This is a genomic window from Streptomyces cadmiisoli, assembly GCF_003261055.1.
GTDB lineage: Bacteria > Actinomycetota > Actinomycetes > Streptomycetales > Streptomycetaceae > Streptomyces > Streptomyces cadmiisoli.
On sequence record NZ_CP030073.1, the window covers coordinates 4,790,528 to 4,806,921 of the forward strand.

The following is a 16,394-nucleotide window of genomic DNA, read 5'->3' on the forward strand; positions in this document are numbered from 1 at the left end:
CCCGCGGTGGGCGGCTCGGACCGACAGCGGCCCGCCCCGGGGCAACGGCGGCCGCCACGACGGCGACAGGGGCCCACTCCGACGGCAACGGCCGGCCGTCCCGTACGTATACGAACAACGCCCGTCGACGCGCCGTCCCGGCGCAACGGCCGGCCGGCCGACGTGGACGCACACAGGGCCGTCTTGGAGGAACGGACGAGCGACCGGCCCCCGTCGCTTCGGAAGCCCGCACAAGGGCAGTGCCCCACCTGCCGTTAGGCTGACCCCCGTGAAGGTCCTCGTCATCGGCAGCGGCGCCCGCGAACACGCCCTGTGCCGCTCCCTGTCCCTCGACCCCGACGTCACCGCGCTGTACTGCGCCCCCGGCAACGCCGGCATCGCCGAGGTCGCCGAGCTGCACCCGGTCGACGCGCTCGACGGCGCGGCCGTGTCCGCGCTGGCCGTTCGGCTCGGCGCCGAACTGGTGGTCGTCGGTCCGGAGGCCCCGCTCGTCGCGGGTGTCGCCGACGCCGTCCGCGAGGCGGGCATCCCCGTGTTCGGCCCGTCCCGGGAGGCCGCGCAGCTGGAGGGGTCCAAGGCCTTCGCCAAGGACGTCATGGCGGCGGCCGGAGTGCCCACCGCCCGCTCCTACGTGTGCACCACCGAAGCCGAGGTCGACGAGGCGCTCGACGCCTTCGGCCCGCCGTACGTCGTCAAGGACGACGGCCTGGCCGCCGGCAAGGGCGTCGTCGTGACCTCCGACCTGGCCGCGGCCAAGGCGCACGCGGCCGCCTGCGAGCGCGTCGTCATCGAGGAGTTCCTCGACGGCCCGGAGGTGTCCCTCTTCGCCGTCACCGACGGCGAGACCGTCGTACCGCTCCAGCCCGCCCAGGACTTCAAGCGCGCCCTGGACGGCGACGAGGGCCCCAACACCGGTGGCATGGGCGCGTACTCCCCGCTGCCGTGGGCGGACCCGAAGCTGGTCGACGAGGTCATGGAGACGGTCCTTCAGCCGACCGTCGACGAGATGCGGCGCCGCGGTACCCCGTTCTCCGGCCTTCTGTACGCCGGTCTGGCCATCACCGGCCGGGGCGTACGGGTCATCGAGTTCAACGCCCGTTTCGGCGACCCCGAGACCCAGGTGGTCCTCGCCCGGCTGAAGACCCCGCTGGCGGGTGTCCTGCTCGGCGCCGCGAACGGCACGCTCGCCGATCTGGAGCCCCTGCGCTGGAGCGGCGACGCGGCCGTCACCGTCGTCATCGCCTCGCACAACTACCCCGGCACACCGCGCACCGGCGACCCGATCACCGGTCTGGACGAGGTGGCCGCACAGGACGCCCCGCACGCGTACGTCCTGCACGCCGGCACCGGGCGCAACGGCGGCTCCGTCGTCAGCGCGGGTGGTCGTGTGCTGTCCGTCACAGCGACCGGCGCGGACCTCGTCGAAGCCCGGGACAGGGCCTATCGGGCGGTCGCCCGCATTGGTCTTGATGGCTCCCAGCACCGTACGGACATCGCGGCGAAGGCGGCGGGCGCGTAACGCCCCCTGCTTCGACGATCGACCGCCTGACCAGGCACTTCGCAGGCCCCGGAGACCTCTGGAATCCGGGGCCTGATCCTTGCCCTGGGTCATACACCTTTCCCCAGAGCCATTCCATCGAGTGACCGATGGCCTATCCGGCTGACGGGGGCCGGGGCCCCAACTAGGGTGCGGCGCAAGCATTCCGGCACTTGGCCCACCGGCATTGCGATGTCAGTGGCGGGTGCCACAGTGGGGGAGTGAGCAACGCCAGGAGAGCCAGCACGGGAGGGGGTGAGGTCCGGTCGTGACCGGCATGGGTGTGGAGGTGGGAGCGCAGGCCGCGAGGGCCCGTGCGCTGGCCGTGCTGCGGATCCGCGGCCGTGCGGTGGCCGTCGCCGTGCTGCCCGCGGCCGTCGCCGTGGTCCTGCTGGCGGGCGGTTCCACGGGCCATCTCGTCGGCCTGGGCTGGGACATCGCCCGCTGGACGGTGGGCGTGCTCGCGCTTCTCGTGCTGCCGGCCGCCGCGGGCTTCGCGCTGATAGTCGCCCGGTCCCGCCCCGCCGTCAGTCCCACGGTCCCGATCACCGAGGCCGCGGCCCCGGACCTGTACCGGCTGGTGCGTGACCTCGCCGACCGGCTCGACGTCCCCGCCCCGTCCGCGATAGCCCTCACCCCGGACTGCGACAGCTGGCTGGAGGACCGCACCCATCCGGCCCACGGCCCGCCGCGCTCGTCCGCACGGACCGACGCGGCGTCCTTCCTGGGACGCCGCACCCGGAGCCGCGCGGCCGCCGCGCCCGTCCTCGTCATCGGCTCCCCGTTCCTGTGGTGGATGCGCGTCGGCGAACTGCGCGCCGTCCTCGCCCCGGTCGTCGCCGGCACCGGACCCTCCGCACACCCCGACATAGCCGCGGCCCGGCGCTTCGTCCGGGGACTGGACGCGGCGGTGGCCGCCGTCTCCACCACCGGGCGGCGCCCCGTCGTCCGTACGGTCTGCGCGGGCGTCGGCTGGCTGGCCCGTCTGCTGCTGCACGGCTGCCGGGAGCACGCGGCCCAGATGGAGCGGGGCGTCGCCGCTGCCGCCGCCGAGCGTGCACAGGCTGTGGATTACGGCCTGCGGATCGTCGCCCAGGAACAGGTGGGACTGGCGTACGCGGGCTGGGACCGCCTGCTCACCCGGGTCGCGCTGCCCGCCTGGCGCATGGGCCGCTGGCCCTCCCGGCTGGACGCGGGTGTCGTCGCGGCCCTGACCGAGCTCTCCCGGCGCGACCGCCTGGCCGAGGGGTTCGCCTCCCGTCTGGGCGAGCGCCCCGCCTGCGATCTGCTCGAGGAGCCCGGTTCGATCGACGAGGCCACCTCGCTGCTCGCCGCCCGTCTCTTCCACGGCGGTCCGGCCGAGTCCGGCCCCACCTGGTCGCCGGTGGACTGGCAGGAGTATCCGGACGAGGTCGTCGACCGCAAGTGGCGCACCGACGCCGCCCGTCTGCACCGCGTCCTGGACACCCTCGGCGTCCGCCGTGCGACCCGTGGCGCCGACGGCGGCCCGACCCTCTCCCGCGTCCTGGACCACCTGTCGGACCCGGCCCCCGCACCGGACGGTCCGACACCACCATCGGACCCGGCCCCCGCACCGGACCTCACGCCCCCGGCCCTCGCATCGAGCCTCACGCCCCCGGCGACCGGCCCGGCAGCGTCCCCGGCACCGCCCGCCTCCGACCCCGGCCGGACCCTTGAGCCAGGCCCGCACCGGACACCGGAGCCGACAGGCACGCGCCCGGCCTCCGAGTCGGACCCGCACCCGCCCCCGGAGCCCCCCGACCCGCCCGGTCCGCCCCCCGCCCCCCACTCGCCCACCCCCTTCGACGGGGATCTCGGCGACGGGGATCTCGGCGAAGGCGCTCTCGGCGACGACGATCTCGACAACCCGCCACCGCAGGACCCCCGCTGCGCCGCCCTCGCCGACGGACTGAGCGCGGAGATGGCCCGCGAGGAGGAGGCCTCCGGCGCATCCCACCCGGCCGCCCCACCGGCCGCCCCGGCCCCCGACATCCCCTTCTGGGACGGCGGAGCGCTCCCCCTCTTCCCGCTCCAGCCCCCACGCACCCCCCGCGAACTGCTGGCCGACCATGTGACCGCGATGGTGTGCTGCGCCGCGATCGACACCGTCGGCGCCACCCCCGCCCTCGACTGGCTCGACGGCCCGTCACTTCTGGTCAACGGCGAACGGGCCACCGACCTGACCCCCAGAGTCCTCAGCCTCATAGAGGACGGCGATCCGGCGCCGCTGCGCACATGGCTGGCCGAGGTCGGCATACGTCCGGAGAAGCCGGTACGGCTCGTCTGACCTCCGGCGGGAAGCCGCTGGGGAGGCCGATCCGGAGGCCGATGCGGAACGCCGGCACGGCCCGGTGCCCGGCATCCGAGACGGAGCCCGCACTTCCGCTTTCGGTCAATTCGAAACGAATAGTGACGGAGTCGGTGCGCAATGTGATGTGCTGGGAACGGAACGCGCACATGGCAAGCGCGCGCGACATAAGACAACCGCGCGCGACATGAAGGACAACTGCGCACCCGCCACCACCCGCACCACACGAACGGGGCTCGAGGGAGGGGAAGGACCATGGGGTCGGAGCAGATCCGCCGCTGGGAGTCCGGGGCACTGGCGCACGCCGTCACGGATCCCTTCGGCCAGGGCCCGGTTCCCTGGCTGCGCGGCAGCGAGACCTATTTCGACGACACCGGCCAGGTGGTCCCGTGGTACGTGGACCCGGCGCCGGGCCTGCACCCCCCGATCACCGGGACCGGCGCCCCCCGGGTCCCCGGCCCGCGCCCCGCCGCCGGCGGTCCCCGCGCCGCGGACGACGTGCGCCGCCAGATCAAGGGCTTCACGTCCACCGGCGCGGTCGCCCCCGGCGAGGCCGTCGACTTCCACGTCACCGTAGACCCGCCGCAGGAGTTCGGCGTCGACGTCTACCGCATCGGCCACTACGGCGGTGACGGCGCCGCCAAGATCACCACCAGCCCCCGGCTGTCGGGCATCGTCCAGCCCCCGCCGCTCACCGCCGACCGCACGGTCTCCTGCCACCACTGGTGGCTGTCGTGGCGGCTGTCGATCCCCGCGCACTGGACCGCCGGCGCGTACGTCGCCGTCCTGACCACCGCCGACGGCTACCGCTCGCACGTCCCCTTCACCGTCCGCCACCACCACCCGGCCGACCTGCTCCTGCTGCTCCCGGACATCACCTGGCAGGCCTACAACCTCTACCCGGAGGACGGCCGCACCGGCGCCAGCCTGTACCACGCGTGGGACGAGCGGGGCCGTCTGCTCGGTGAGGCCGACGCCGCGAGCACGGTCTCCTTCGACCGGCCGTACGCGGGTGCCGGCCTGCCCCTGCACGTCGGCCACGCCTACGACTTCATCCGCTGGGCCGAGCGCTACGGCTACGACCTCGCCTACGCCGACGCGCGCGATCTGCACGCGGGCCGCATCGACCCCACTCGCTACCGAGGACTGGTCTTCCCCGGCCACGACGAGTACTGGTCGACGAGCATGCGCCGCACCGTGGAGCTCGCCCGCGAGCACGGCACGTCCCTCGTCTTCCTGTCCTCCAACTCCATGTACTGGCAGGTGGAGCTGGGCACGTCACCGTCCGGCACCCCGGACCGGCTCCTGACCTGCCGCAAGCGCAAGGGCCCTGGCCGTCCGTCGCTGTGGCGTGAGATCGACCGGCCCGAGCAGCAGCTGATCGGCATTCAGTACGTCGGCCGTGTCCCCGAGCCGCACCCGCTGATCGTGCGCAATGCCGACCACTGGCTGTGGGAGGCGACCGGAGCGCACGAGGGCGACGAGATCGCGGGCATGGTCGCGGGTGAGGCTGATCGTTACTTCCCGCGCACCCCGCTCCCCGACCACGACGAGCGCGTCCTGCTCGCCCACTCGCCGTACACGGACGGCGAGGGTGTGCTCCGCCACCAGGAGACGTCCCTGTACCGGGCCCCCTCCGGCGCCCTGGTCTTCGCGGCCGGAACCTTCGCCTGGTCACCGGCGCTGGACCGTCCCGGCCATGTGGACCCCCGCATCCAGCGCGCCACGGCCAACCTCCTGGACCGCATCTGCAAACACGGCTGACCCCGCCCGTCCGGGGCCGGACCGCCCGCGCCCGCACCCCCGGTCGGCGAGCGCGACCAGCACCGCGACCCCCATCGCCACCCGATGTCTCCACCCAATCCGGCATACGGGAGAATCGACCCAGTTGGACAGAACCACGGGGAGGAACCGTGTCCGGATTCGTCGAAAAGCCCGAGCCGCTTCAGGTTCCGGGTCTGGTGCATCTGCACACCGGCAAGGTGCGCGACCTGTACCGGAACGAGGCGGGCGACCTCGTGATGGTCGCGAGTGACCGGATCTCCGCCTACGACTGGGTGCTGCCGACCGAGATCCCCGACAAGGGCCGCGTCCTGACCCGGCTCTCCCTGTGGTGGTTCGAGCAGCTCGCCGACCTCGCCCCCAACCACGTCCTGAGCACCGAGCTCCCGGAGCACGCCCCCGCCGACTGGGCCGGCCGCACCTTGATCTGCAAGTCCCTGCGGATGGTGCCCGTGGAGTGCGTGGCGCGCGGTTACCTGACCGGTTCCGGCCTCGCCGAGTACCAGGAGTCCCGTACGGTCTGCGGCCTCGCCCTCCCCGAGGGCCTGGTCGACGGCTCCGAACTGCCCGCCCCGATCTTCACCCCCGCCACCAAGGCCGAGGTCGGCGAGCACGACGAGAACGTCTCCTACGAGGAGGTCGCCCGCCAGGTCGGCGCCGACACGGCCGCCCGACTGCGCCAGACCACCCTCGCCGTCTACTCGCGCGCCCGCGACATCGCCCGCGACCGGGGCATCGTCCTCGCCGACACCAAGTTCGAGTTCGGCTTCGACGGCGACACCCTCGTCCTGGCCGACGAGGTCCTCACCCCGGACTCCTCCCGCTTCTGGCCGACCGACCAGTGGCAGCCCGGGCGCGCGCAGCCGTCGTACGACAAGCAGTTCGTCCGTGACTGGCTGACGTCCCCGGCGTCCGGCTGGGACCGCCGCGGTGAGCAGCCGCCGCCCGCGCTGCCGGTCGAGGTCGTGGAGTCGACACGGGCCAAGTACCTGGAGGCGTACGAGCGCCTCACGGGCACGAGCTGGACCTGACCCGACGAAAAAGCCCCCCGGTGGAGACCGGGGGGCTTTTCTTCCGAGCGGACGACGAGGCTCGAACTCGCGACCTCAACCTTGGCAAGGTTGCGCTCTACCAACTGAGCTACGTCCGCAGTGCGCCGTGGCGCGAGAGCAACTATACCCAACCTCGCTCGCGGGCGAGCCGTACCGCCGCATGACGGTTCTCCGCCCCGAGCTTCGACACGGCCGAGGACAGATAGTTCCGCACCGTCCCCTGGGACAGCGCGGCCCGCCGCGCGATCTCCGCGACGGGCGCCCCGTCGGCGGCCAGCTCCAGCACCTCGGTCTCCCGCGAGGTCAGCGGCGAGTCCCCGGCGGAGATCGCGTCGGCGGCCAACTCGGGGTCCACGTAACGGTTTCCCGCATGCACCGTGCGGATGATCTCCGCGAGCCGCTGGGCGCTCACCGTCTTCGGGACGAACCCCCGCACACCGGCCGCGAGAGCCCGCTTCAGATGACCCGGCCGCCCATGACTGGTGACGATCAGGGCCCGGCAACCGGGGAGTTCGGACCGCAGCGATGTGGCGACCTTCACACCGTCGGCGCCGGGCATCTGGAGGTCGAGCACCGCCACATCGGGTGCGTGGGCCCGGGCCATCGCCAGCGCCTCCGGACCGGTGGCCGCCTCGGCGACGACCACGAGGTCCTCCTCCAGGGAGAGCAGCGCGGCGAGCGCGCCCCTGATCAGATGCTCGTCGTCGGCGAGCAGCACACGTACCGTCATGACGCCGCACCGCTGCCGGCCACCGCGCAGGGCACCTCCGCCACCAGCCGGAACACTCCGCCGCCGACCGGTCCCGCGGCCAGCGTCCCGCCGACGGCGGTCAGCCGCTCCCGCAGTCCGGTCAGTCCCGATCCCCCGCCGCGAGAGACGGCGGCGCTCGCGCTGTCCCGGCCCGGCCCGTCGGCGCGGTCGGCCGCTGTGTCGAGGACGCCGTCGTTCTCCACCGTGAGCACCACGTTCCCCTCCCGTACCCGTAGCCCCACCGCACACCGTCCCGCGTCTCCGTGCCGCAGCACGTTCGTCGTGGCCTCCCGGACCACCCAGCCGAGGGCCGACTGCACCTCCCCCGGCAGCCCGGACACCTCACCGGTGACTTCGCAGGCGATGCCCGCGGCCGTCAGAACGCCTTGCGCACCGGCGAGTTCCGCGCCGAGGTCGACCTCCCGATACCCGCGTACGACATCCCGCACCTCCCGCTGCGACTCCTGCGCGATCCGCTGCACCTCGATCATCTGCTCCACCGCCTCGGGCCGCTCCCGTCGCGCCAACTGCACGGCCAGCTCGCTCTTGAGCGCGATCACGGCGAGGTTGCGCCCCAGTACGTCGTGCAGATCCCGCCCGAACCGCAGCCGCTCCTCCGCCACCGCGAGCCGGGCCCGGGTCTCGCGGGCCGCGTCGAGTTCGTAGACGGCGTCGAGCAGCCAGACGGAGAAGACGGAGGTGAAGGAGAGGAACGAAGCGCCGAGCAGGATGACGAGCGCGATGACCAGGGCGGTCGTCACGGGAGCGCCCAGCGCGAGCGACACCAGCCCGGCACCCACCGAGAAGCCGCCGACGACCGCGAGCACCCGCCGGCGGTCGCGTTCCGCCAGCGAAAGGATCCCGGCCCCGAAGATCACGACGACGGCGAAGACCGAGCCCGCGGCGGATCGGACGTCCTCGCGGTCCGGGGCGGCCGCCGAGACCGCCAGGGCGGTGACGGCGAACCCCGCGGTGACCGCGGTGAACGCCCAGATCAGCCGCACGGGCCGCGCGCGGGTGCCGCGGGTCCAGTCCAGTGCCCGCGAGGCGGTCACCGCGCTGAGCACGGCGTGCACGCCCACCATCAGAAGCAGCAGTCCGCCCAGCCGCGGCCCGAGCTCCCCCACGGCCGGGAGCCCTGCCGTGAGGAACTCGATCACCGCGAAGAAGTGGAACGACCACCGGGTGTACGTCTCGATCTTCGCGGGCGTGCTCTTGCCCCGCCACCATGTGCCCGGCTCGCGCAATGCCCGCTCCCCGTGTTCGTCGGCGTGTTCGTCGGCCTGGTCAGCGCCGAGGTTCCCAGCGGAACCACCGCCGTACAGCAAACACCGCGAGCACGATCCAGGCCAGCGCCGTCGTCACGGCGCCCAGCGCCTCGTAACCGGACAGGTCGCCGGTCCAGGCGCCGCGCACCAGCGTGATGGCGGGAGTGAGCGGCAGCAGTTCGCAGACGGAGGCCACCCGGTCGGGAAGCACCTCCAGCGGGATGGTCACGCCCGAGCCGAGCATCGAGACGAACAGCAGCGGCAGGCTCGTCACCTGGGCGCTCTCGGCGGTCCTGGTGAACGCGGCCGTCACCGCGGCCAGCGCCGCGCACAGCACGAGCCCCAACAGCACCCCGAGGACGGCGAGGTGGGCCGCGCGCGGTGCCCCGAGGTCCAGCAGGACCGCGCCGCCGACCGCGAACACCACGCACTGCGTGAGCCCGATCGCCGTCGCGGGCAGCGCGGTGGCGACCAGGATCTCCCGGTCGTGCAGCTCGCCGGTGCGCAGCCGCTTGAGCACGAGTTCCTCGCGGCGGACGACATAGGCGCTGGTGAGGGAGGCGTAGACCGCGAAGAGAAGGGAGAAGCCGACGGCCGCGGGCAGGATCACGGTGCCGACCGTGAGCCCGGCGTCCGCCAGGTCCATTCCGTCGAGCGCGGGCCGCACGCTGAGCGGCAGCAGCAGCGGTACGAGCACCGCGGTGACGATGGTGGCGCGGCTGCGCCCCAGCAGGGTCAGTTCGGCGCGCGCCAGCGCGCTCATCCGGGCCGTCACGGTCGTCGTCATGCCGCCACCTCCGTCTTCTCGGCCGCGTCGGCCGCGTTCCGTCCGGCGATCCGGAGGAACGCCTCCTCCAGCGAGGCCGACCGCACGTCCAGCCCGTGCAGCTCGACACCGTTGTCGCGGGCCCACACCAGCAGTTCGGTGGCGGCCCGCTGCACCTCGTAGGTGCGCAGCCGCACGGTCCGGCCGGCCTGCTCGTGCCCGACGACGCCCAGTTCCCCCAGTGCCGGCAGATCTCCGAGGAAGTAGCCCGCGGGCAGCTCGAAGGAGATCCTGGCCGGCTGCGACGCCGTCACCTCGGCCGGTGTCCCGGTGGCCGCGATCCGCCCCTGGTGCAGGATGGCCAGCCGGTCGGCGAGGACCTCGGCCTCCTCCAGGTAGTGCGTGGTGAGCAGCACGGACGTACCCGTTTCCTGCAGTCTGCGGACCAACTCCCAGGTGTCGCGGCGCCCTTCGGCGTCGAGACCGGTCGTCGGCTCGTCCAGGAACAGCACCTCGGGGTCGCCGAGCAGTGCCAGCGCCAGGTCCAGTCGGCGCCGTTCGCCGCCGGACAGCTGCTTGACCCGCACCCGGGAGCGCGGCCCGAGTCCGACGAGGTCCAGCGCCTCGTCCACCGGCCGTGCGCCGCTCGTGCAGCCCGCCCACATGCGCACGGTCTCCGCGACGGTCAGTTCCGACGGAAACCCGCCTTCCTGGAGCATCACCCCGGTCCGGGGCCGCACCACCGAGCGCTCGGTGCGGGGATCGCTGCCCAGTACCCGGACGCGTCCCGCGGCGGGTGCCGCGAGTCCTTCCAGCACTTCGACGGTGGACGTCTTGCCCGCCCCGTTGGTGCCCAGCAGCGCGAAGATCTCCCCACGTTTCACGTGGAACGTGATCCCGCGCACAGCTTCGAACCCGCCCCCGTACACACGCCGAAGGTCGGTGACCTCAATCACGTGCTCGTGTTCGTTCGTGTCCATGACCTCAGCATCCCGGCGGTCATGGCGGGGTTGCAGTGCGCGGTGTCATCACTCGCCATGACAAATGTCAGAGGGGAAGGGCCACACGCCGAAGGCCCCGGTCGATGACCGGGGCCTTCACGATGGAGCGGACGACGAGGCTCGAACTCGCGACCTCAACCTTGGCAAGGTTGCGCTCTACCAACTGAGCTACGTCCGCATTGCCTCCGACCGGCTTTCACCGATCGGCGCGAGCACCAGCCTACCTGATCCACAGGAGTGGTAGGTCCGGCGATGCAGAGCGGGTGACAGGAATCGCACACTGCGCCTTCCCCCTGGAAGGGGGATGTTCTACTACTGAACTACACCCGCATGTACTCCGTGGGCCGGGCTTTTCGGCCTTGCCCCTCGGCGTGCTCCAGACTCTAGCTGATCACCTGGGGTGCTGTGCAAGTCGGTTGTTCCGAGGGGCGGGTGAGCGGCCGTCGGCCGCGGCCGACGGGCGGGCTCACTGAGCCGCGGCGAACGCCTCGTAGACCTTCTTCGGGATCCGGCCCCGCGCGGGCACCTCCATCTTGTTCGCCTGGGCCCAGGCGCGGACGGCCGCCGGGTCGGGGGCGATCTCCGTCTGCCGGTAGGCCTTGCCGGACCTCGACCGCTTGCGGCCGGCCTCCACGTAGGGCGCGAGCGCCTTACGCAGTTTCTTGGCATTGGTTTCGTTCAGGTCGATCTCATACGACTTGCCGTCGAGTCCGAAGGCGATCGTTTCCGCCGCTTCCGAGCCGTCGATGTCGTCAAAGAGAGTGACCACGACACGCTGCGCCACGAATATCGGTCCCTTCGTGCGGCACCTCTGTGATGACGCGCCAGGGCGTCGGGAGATGCCACGGAGATGTCGGCTGTCCGCCAGTTATCGGGGAAAGTATCAGCTATTGCCAATTCATTTGTACAGTGCTTGGCAAAGCAATGTGAAGCCCGACTAAATCTCTCCGCGTGTCCCGGCGCAATAGCCATCGCGTGCGGATCCTGGATCTTTCCCGGAACTTTTCGTGAACGCCCGCCTCCGATGCCGGATCGTGACGATCACTCCGTAGCTTCCTACAACTCTACCCGCGTAGAAATTTTGTGCAGGTAGTCTGAAGGAACCTGCTCAGCACCACACACCGGGAGTGCCAGTGGCACGCGTCGTAGTCGACGTCATGCTCAAGCCGGAGATCCTCGACCCCCAGGGCCAGGCGGTGCAGCGCGCACTGCCGCGGCTGGGTTTCGACGGGATCTCCGACGTACGTCAGGGAAAGCGATTCGAACTGGAAGTTGACGGGCCGGTCGACGAGGCCGCGCTCGCCCGCATCCACGAGCTCGCGGAATCCTTCCTCGCCAACACCGTGATCGAGGACTTCACCGTCAAGGTGGAGGAAGTCGCGGAGGCCGCGAAGTGACCGCTCGTATTGGCGTCGTCACTTTCCCGGGCAGCCTCGACGACCGGGACACGCAGCGCGCGATCCGACTCGCCGGCGCCGAACCCGTCGCCCTCTGGCACAAGGACAAGGACCTGAAGCAGGTCGACGCCGTCGTGCTGCCCGGCGGATTCTCCTACGGCGACTATCTGCGCGCCGGGGCCATCTCCCGCTTCTCGCCGGTGATGGAGACCGTCATCGAGCAGGCGAAGGCCGGACTGCCGGTCCTCGGCATCTGCAACGGCTTCCAGATCCTCACCGAGGCGCATCTGCTGCCCGGCGGGATGCTCGGCAACGACCACCTGCACTTCATCTGCCGCGACCAGAAGCTGCGCGTGGAGAACGCGGAAACCGCCTGGACCAGCGATTACACCGCCGGCCAGGAGATCCGTATTCCGCTGAAGAACATGGACGGGCGGTACGTCGCCGACGAGCGCACCCTCGACATGCTGGAGGCCGAGGGCCGGGTCGTCTTCCGTTACGTGGACTTCAACCCGAACGGCTCGCTGCGCGACATCGCCGGCATCACCAACGAGGCCGGCAACGTGGTCGGCCTGATGCCGCACCCCGAGCACGCCGTCGAATCGCTCATCGGCACCGGCCGCACCGACGGCCTGCCCTTCTTCACCTCGATCCTCAAGAAGCTGGTCAACGCATGAGCAGGACGCCTCTGGACACGGTCGAGAACGCGGCCGCGACCCCCGACGTCGAGCTGCCCTGGGCCGAGCTCGGGCTGAAGAAGGACGAGTACGAGCGGGTCGTCGAGATCCTCGGCCGCCGCCCGACCGGCGCCGAGCTCGCCATGTACTCGGTCATGTGGTCCGAGCACTGCTCGTACAAGTCCTCCAAGGTCCACCTCCGCCAGTTCGGTGAGAAGGCTCCCCGGTCCGACGCCCTGCTGGTCGGCATCGGCGAGAACGCCGGCGTCGTCGACGTCGGCCAGGGCTACGCCGTGACCTTCAAGGTGGAGTCGCACAACCACCCGTCGTACGTGGAGCCCTACCAGGGCGCCGCGACCGGCGTCGGCGGCATCGTGCGCGACATCATCGCGATGGGCGCGCGGCCGGTGGCCGTCGTCGACCCGCTGCGCTTCGGCGCGGCCGACCACCCCGACACCAAGCGCGTCCTGCCGGGCGTCGTCGCCGGCATCGGCGGCTACGGCAACTGCCTGGGCCTGCCCAACATCGGCGGCGAGGTCGTCTTCGACTCCTGCTACCAGGGCAACCCGCTGGTCAACGCCGGTGCCATCGGCGTCATGCGGCACGAGGACATCCACCTCGCGAAGGCGTCCGGCGCGGGCAACAAGGTCATCCTCTACGGGGCCCGGACGGGCGGCGACGGCATCGGCGGCGCCTCCATCCTCGCCTCCGAGACGTTCGACGACGCCAAGCCCTCCAAGCGCCCGGCCGTCCAGGTCGGCGACCCCTTCCAGGAGAAGCTGCTCATCGAGTGCACCCTGGAGGCGTTCCAGGAGAAGCTCGTCGTCGGCATCCAGGACCTGGGCGCCGCGGGCCTGTCCTGCGCGACCAGCGAACTGGCCTCCAACGGCTCCGGCGGCATGACGGTCGTCCTCGACGACGTACCGCTGCGCGACTCGACGCTCTCGCCCGAGGAGATCCTCATGAGCGAGTCGCAGGAGCGCATGTGCGCGGTCGTGGAGCCGGCGAAGGTCGACCGCTTCCTCGAGATCTGCGAGAAGTGGGACGTCATCGCCACCGTCATCGGTGAGGTCACCGACGGCGACCGGCTGGAGATCTTCTGGCACGGCGAGAAGATCGTCGACGTCGACCCGCGCACCGTCGCGCACGACGGCCCGGTCTACGAGCGGCCGTACTCCCGCCCCACCTGGCAGGACGCCCTCCAGGCGGACGACGCCAACAAGCTGCCCAGGCCGGAGACGTCGGCGGAGCTGAAGGACCAGGTCCTGAAGCTGGTCGGCTCCCCGAACCAGGCCTCCAAGAAGTGGATCACCTCGCAGTACGACCACTTCGTGCAGGGCAACACCGTCCTCGCCCAGCCCGAGGACTCCGGCATGATCCGCATCGACGAGGAGTCCGGCCTCGGCGTCGCCATCGCGACCGACGGCAACGGCCGGTACGCCAAGCTCGACCCGTACAAGGGCGCGCAGCTGGCCCTCGCGGAGGCCTACCGGAACGTGGCCACGACCGGCGCGAAGCCGCTCGCGGTGTCCGACTGCCTGAACTTCGGCTCGCCGGAGGACCCGGCGGTCATGTGGCAGTTCGCGGAGGCCGTGCGCGGACTGGCGGACGCCTGTCTGCAGCTGGGCACCCCGGTGACCGGCGGCAACGTCTCGCTGTACAACCAGACCGGCGAGGCGGCCATCCACCCGACGCCGGTGGTGGCGGTACTCGGCGTGATCGACGACGTGGCGCGCCGCACTCCGGTCGCCTTCCAGGAGGAGGGGCACCTGCTCTACCTCCTCGGCGACACGCGTGAGGAGTTCGGCGGTTCGGCCTGGTCCCAGGTGGTCCACGACCACCTCGGCGGTCTTCCGCCGGAGGTCGACCTGGAGCGTGAGCGGCTGCTCGCGGAGATCCTGATCTCCGCCTCCCGCGACGGGATGGTCGACTCCGCGCACGACCTGTCGGACGGCGGTCTGGTCCAGGCGGTCGTCGAGTCGGCGCTGCTCGGCGGGAAGGGCGCGCGTCTGGTCGTACCGGACGGACTCGACGCCTTCACGTTCCTCTTCTCGGAGTCCGCGGGGCGCGCGGTGGTCGCCGTGCCGCGTTCGGAGGAGGTCCGCTTCAACGACATGTGCGGAGCGCGCGGTCTGCCCGCGACCCGTATCGGTGTCGTCGACGGCGACTCGGTGGAGGTCCAGGGCGAGTTCGCGCTCTCCCTGACGGAGCTGCGCGAGGTCCACGAGGCGACGATCCCGGCGCTGCTGGCCTGATCACCCGCTTGTCGTCGAAGCCCCCGCCCGGTCCGCCCGGCGGGGGCTTCGTCGTCACCGCAGCCGGAAGTGCTTGCACGTAATTACGTACTTCCGTAATCTCTGGGCCGTGGACCTCGAACAGCGCGTCGCCGACCTCGAACGCCGACTGGCGGCACTGGAGGAGGAGCGGCGCACCGCACCCGCCCTGGACGACGGCGATTTCTGGGCGCTCAGCGGATTGAAGGAGCAGCTGGCCCGGCTGGCCGCCGCCGACGGAGGCGTCCTGTTCACCGGGGCCGTGACCCTGCCGACCGGCGAGCACTACGAGTGGCAGCACGGCGCCCTCACCGAGGGACTGCTCGCCGACGACTGGACACCGGCCGCCGAGTCGTTCGCCGCGCTCGGTCACCCGGTCCGGCTGCGGCTGCTGCGCGAGATCCTCGCCGGCCGGGGCACCGCGGCCGAACTCGCCGAGCTGGACGGGGTGGGGACGACCGGCCAGATCTACCACCACCTGCGCCAGCTGACCGGCGCGGGCTGGCTGCACGCGGCCGGCCGCGGTCGGCACCAGGTACCGCCGGGACGGGTGGTGCCGCTGCTGGTCGCCCTCGCGACGACCCGGCCCTGACGGGGTCCGACCGCCTACGCCGATCCCAGGGGGAGCGATGCACGAGGCACCTGAGAGACCTGCCGTGGCCGTCGAGTCCGGTTCGGTCACCACCCGTGCGCGGGGCGCCCGCAAGATCGCGATGACGGTCCACCGCTGCCTGGTGATCACCTTCGTCGGGCTGGTGACCGCCCATGCGGTGGCGGACCTCGGCTACCCGGCCTGGTGGAACTTCGCACCGTTCGTCCTCGCGTACGCCCTGGTCACCGTGGTCAATCGATGGGGCGGCGCCCCCGACAGCGCCCGCGCGGCCGGCCGCCCAGGGCGGTCGCCCCACCGGTCACCGGCCGCTGGTCGGCGCTGAACAGCCCGGCCGAGCGCACCCCCAGCCACGGCACCCACGCCTACGGGCAGACGTACGCCATCGACATCGTCGCCGAGCCCGCGCCCGGCGCCCGCCCCGGCTTCCGCTCCCTGTGGCCCTTGGCCCGGCGCAACCGCGACTTCCCCGGCTTCGGCGCCCCGCTGCTCGCCGTGGCCGACTCCACCGTCGTCCGCGCCACCGACCGGCAGCGCGACCATCTGAGCCGCACGTCCGTGCCGGGCCTGCTCCACCTGATGCTGGTCGAGGGCGCGGTCCGCGACGTCCTCGGAGCCGGCCGTATCGTCGGCAACCACCTGGTGCTCGACCTCGGCGACGGCACCTACGCGCTCTACGCCCATCTGCGGCACGGCTCGCTCACCGTGCGCGAGGGCGAGCGGGTGCCGGCCGGCCGGGTCGTCGCCCGGTGCGGCAACTCGGGCAACTCCAGCGAGCCGCACCTGCACTTCCAGCTGATGGACGCCCCGGACCCGGACGGTGCCCGCGGCCTCCCCTTCACCTGGCACGGCGTCGGAGTCCCGCGCAACGGCGAGGTGTTCGAGGTGCCCGAGCCGCCCGACGGGGCCGCCGGCCCGGAATCCGGCCGCGCGCCGCGCACCCTAGGCTGA

The 16,394-nt window shown here is 72.0% G+C and carries 15 protein-coding genes and 3 tRNA genes; 10 read left to right on the top strand and 8 right to left on the bottom strand.

Annotated features, from left to right (window positions below; translation table 11 throughout):
- The first annotated feature begins 268 nt into the window (after positions 1-268).
- The 4 genes from purD (at position 269) to DN051_RS20735 (ending at position 6,679) form a co-directional block, all read left to right on the top strand.
- Complete coding sequence (purD, locus tag DN051_RS20720; RefSeq protein ID WP_112439274.1) at positions 269-1,519, top strand: phosphoribosylamine--glycine ligase; 1,251 nt, start codon at positions 269-271, stop codon at positions 1,517-1,519.
- 295 nt (positions 1,520-1,814) lie between these two features.
- Positions 1,815-3,845, top strand: a complete 2,031-nt coding sequence (locus DN051_RS20725; RefSeq protein ID WP_246041110.1) for a M48 family metalloprotease — start codon at positions 1,815-1,817, stop codon at positions 3,843-3,845.
- A gap of 276 nt (positions 3,846-4,121) precedes the next feature.
- Complete coding sequence (locus DN051_RS20730) at positions 4,122-5,630, top strand: N,N-dimethylformamidase beta subunit family domain-containing protein (protein WP_112439276.1); 1,509 nt, start codon at positions 4,122-4,124, stop codon at positions 5,628-5,630.
- 149 nt (positions 5,631-5,779) lie between these two features.
- Positions 5,780-6,679, top strand: coding sequence for a phosphoribosylaminoimidazolesuccinocarboxamide synthase (locus tag DN051_RS20735; protein ID WP_053763371.1), 900 nt, complete (start codon positions 5,780-5,782; stop codon positions 6,677-6,679).
- 46 nt (positions 6,680-6,725) lie between these two features.
- Here the strand turns inward: DN051_RS20735 and DN051_RS20740 are convergent.
- The 8 genes from DN051_RS20740 to DN051_RS20775 form a co-directional block, all read right to left on the bottom strand.
- Positions 6,726-6,798, bottom strand: a tRNA-Gly gene (locus tag DN051_RS20740).
- A gap of 23 nt (positions 6,799-6,821) precedes the next feature.
- Positions 6,822-7,430 carry a response regulator transcription factor gene (locus DN051_RS20745; protein ID WP_053763370.1) on the bottom strand — a complete coding sequence of 203 codons (609 nt, stop codon included), beginning with the start codon at positions 7,428-7,430 and terminating at the stop codon, positions 6,822-6,824.
- A complete protein-coding gene (locus DN051_RS20750; protein ID WP_053763376.1) occupies positions 7,427-8,698 on the bottom strand; it encodes a sensor histidine kinase in 1,272 nt (423 codons plus the stop codon). Before DN051_RS20750 ends, DN051_RS20745 begins: the two co-directional genes overlap by 4 nt.
- Positions 8,699-8,738: 40 nt before the next feature.
- The gene (locus tag DN051_RS20755) at positions 8,739-9,506 is read right to left on the bottom strand and encodes an ABC transporter permease (protein WP_053763369.1); all 768 of its coding nucleotides are present in this window, start codon (positions 9,504-9,506) and stop codon (positions 8,739-8,741) included.
- A complete protein-coding gene (locus DN051_RS20760) occupies positions 9,503-10,465 on the bottom strand; it encodes an ABC transporter ATP-binding protein (RefSeq protein ID WP_112439277.1) in 963 nt (320 codons plus the stop codon). The genes DN051_RS20755 and DN051_RS20760 overlap by 4 nt, the downstream gene beginning before the upstream one ends.
- Before the next feature lie 123 nt (positions 10,466-10,588).
- Positions 10,589-10,664: transfer RNA gene (locus DN051_RS20765), tRNA-Gly, on the bottom strand.
- A gap of 80 nt (positions 10,665-10,744) precedes the next feature.
- Positions 10,745-10,816 (bottom strand) — tRNA-Gly (locus tag DN051_RS20770).
- A 136-nt stretch (positions 10,817-10,952) separates the two neighbouring features.
- A complete protein-coding gene (locus tag DN051_RS20775; protein WP_053763367.1) occupies positions 10,953-11,270 on the bottom strand; it encodes a histone-like nucleoid-structuring protein Lsr2 in 318 nt (105 codons plus the stop codon).
- Between the two features lie 349 nt (positions 11,271-11,619).
- Between DN051_RS20775 and purS the strand changes: the two genes are divergently transcribed.
- The 6 genes from purS to DN051_RS20800 all read left to right on the top strand — a co-directional run bounded on the left by purS (position 11,620) and on the right by DN051_RS20800 (position 16,394).
- Positions 11,620-11,883 (top strand): phosphoribosylformylglycinamidine synthase subunit PurS, encoded by a 264-nt coding sequence (gene purS / locus DN051_RS20780; RefSeq protein ID WP_053763366.1) that lies wholly within the window; start codon positions 11,620-11,622, stop codon positions 11,881-11,883.
- Positions 11,880-12,560: a phosphoribosylformylglycinamidine synthase subunit PurQ gene (gene purQ / locus DN051_RS20785; protein WP_053763365.1), complete on the top strand. Its 681-nt coding sequence runs from the start codon at positions 11,880-11,882 to the stop codon at positions 12,558-12,560. Before purS ends, purQ begins: the two co-directional genes overlap by 4 nt.
- On the top strand, positions 12,557-14,815 hold the full coding sequence (purL, locus tag DN051_RS20790) for a phosphoribosylformylglycinamidine synthase subunit PurL (RefSeq protein WP_053763364.1): 2,259 nt from the start codon (positions 12,557-12,559) through the stop codon (positions 14,813-14,815). The genes purQ and purL overlap by 4 nt, the downstream gene beginning before the upstream one ends.
- A gap of 109 nt (positions 14,816-14,924) precedes the next feature.
- On the top strand, positions 14,925-15,425 hold the full coding sequence (locus DN051_RS20795) for an ArsR/SmtB family transcription factor (RefSeq protein WP_053763363.1): 501 nt from the start codon (positions 14,925-14,927) through the stop codon (positions 15,423-15,425).
- Positions 15,426-15,462: 37 nt separating this feature from the next.
- Positions 15,463-15,768 carry a hypothetical protein gene (locus tag DN051_RS47805; RefSeq protein ID WP_162624970.1) on the top strand — a complete coding sequence of 102 codons (306 nt, stop codon included), beginning with the start codon at positions 15,463-15,465 and terminating at the stop codon, positions 15,766-15,768.
- Complete coding sequence (locus tag DN051_RS20800; protein ID WP_162624971.1) at positions 15,684-16,394, top strand: M23 family metallopeptidase; 711 nt, start codon at positions 15,684-15,686, stop codon at positions 16,392-16,394. The genes DN051_RS47805 and DN051_RS20800 overlap by 85 nt, the downstream gene beginning before the upstream one ends.

What these genes read in the sequence shown, in the direction of transcription:
- DN051_RS20760 (WP_112439277.1), bottom strand. Translation starts at nt 10,465, where the DNA reads ATGGACACGAACGAACACGAGCACGTGATTGAGGTCACCGACCTTCGG.
- purL (WP_053763364.1), top strand. Translation starts at nt 12,557, where the DNA reads ATGAGCAGGACGCCTCTGGACACGGTCGAGAACGCGGCCGCGACCCCC.
- DN051_RS47805 (WP_162624970.1), top strand. Translation starts at nt 15,463, where the DNA reads ATGCACGAGGCACCTGAGAGACCTGCCGTGGCCGTCGAGTCCGGTTCG.
- DN051_RS20725 (WP_246041110.1), top strand. Translation starts at nt 1,815, where the DNA reads ATGGGTGTGGAGGTGGGAGCGCAGGCCGCGAGGGCCCGTGCGCTGGCC.
- DN051_RS20755 (WP_053763369.1), bottom strand. Translation starts at nt 9,506, where the DNA reads ATGACGACGACCGTGACGGCCCGGATGAGCGCGCTGGCGCGCGCCGAA.
- DN051_RS20730 (WP_112439276.1), top strand. Translation starts at nt 4,122, where the DNA reads ATGGGGTCGGAGCAGATCCGCCGCTGGGAGTCCGGGGCACTGGCGCAC.
- DN051_RS20745 (WP_053763370.1), bottom strand. Translation starts at nt 7,430, where the DNA reads ATGACGGTACGTGTGCTGCTCGCCGACGACGAGCATCTGATCAGGGGC.
- DN051_RS20800 (WP_162624971.1), top strand. Translation starts at nt 15,684, where the DNA reads ATGGGGCGGCGCCCCCGACAGCGCCCGCGCGGCCGGCCGCCCAGGGCG.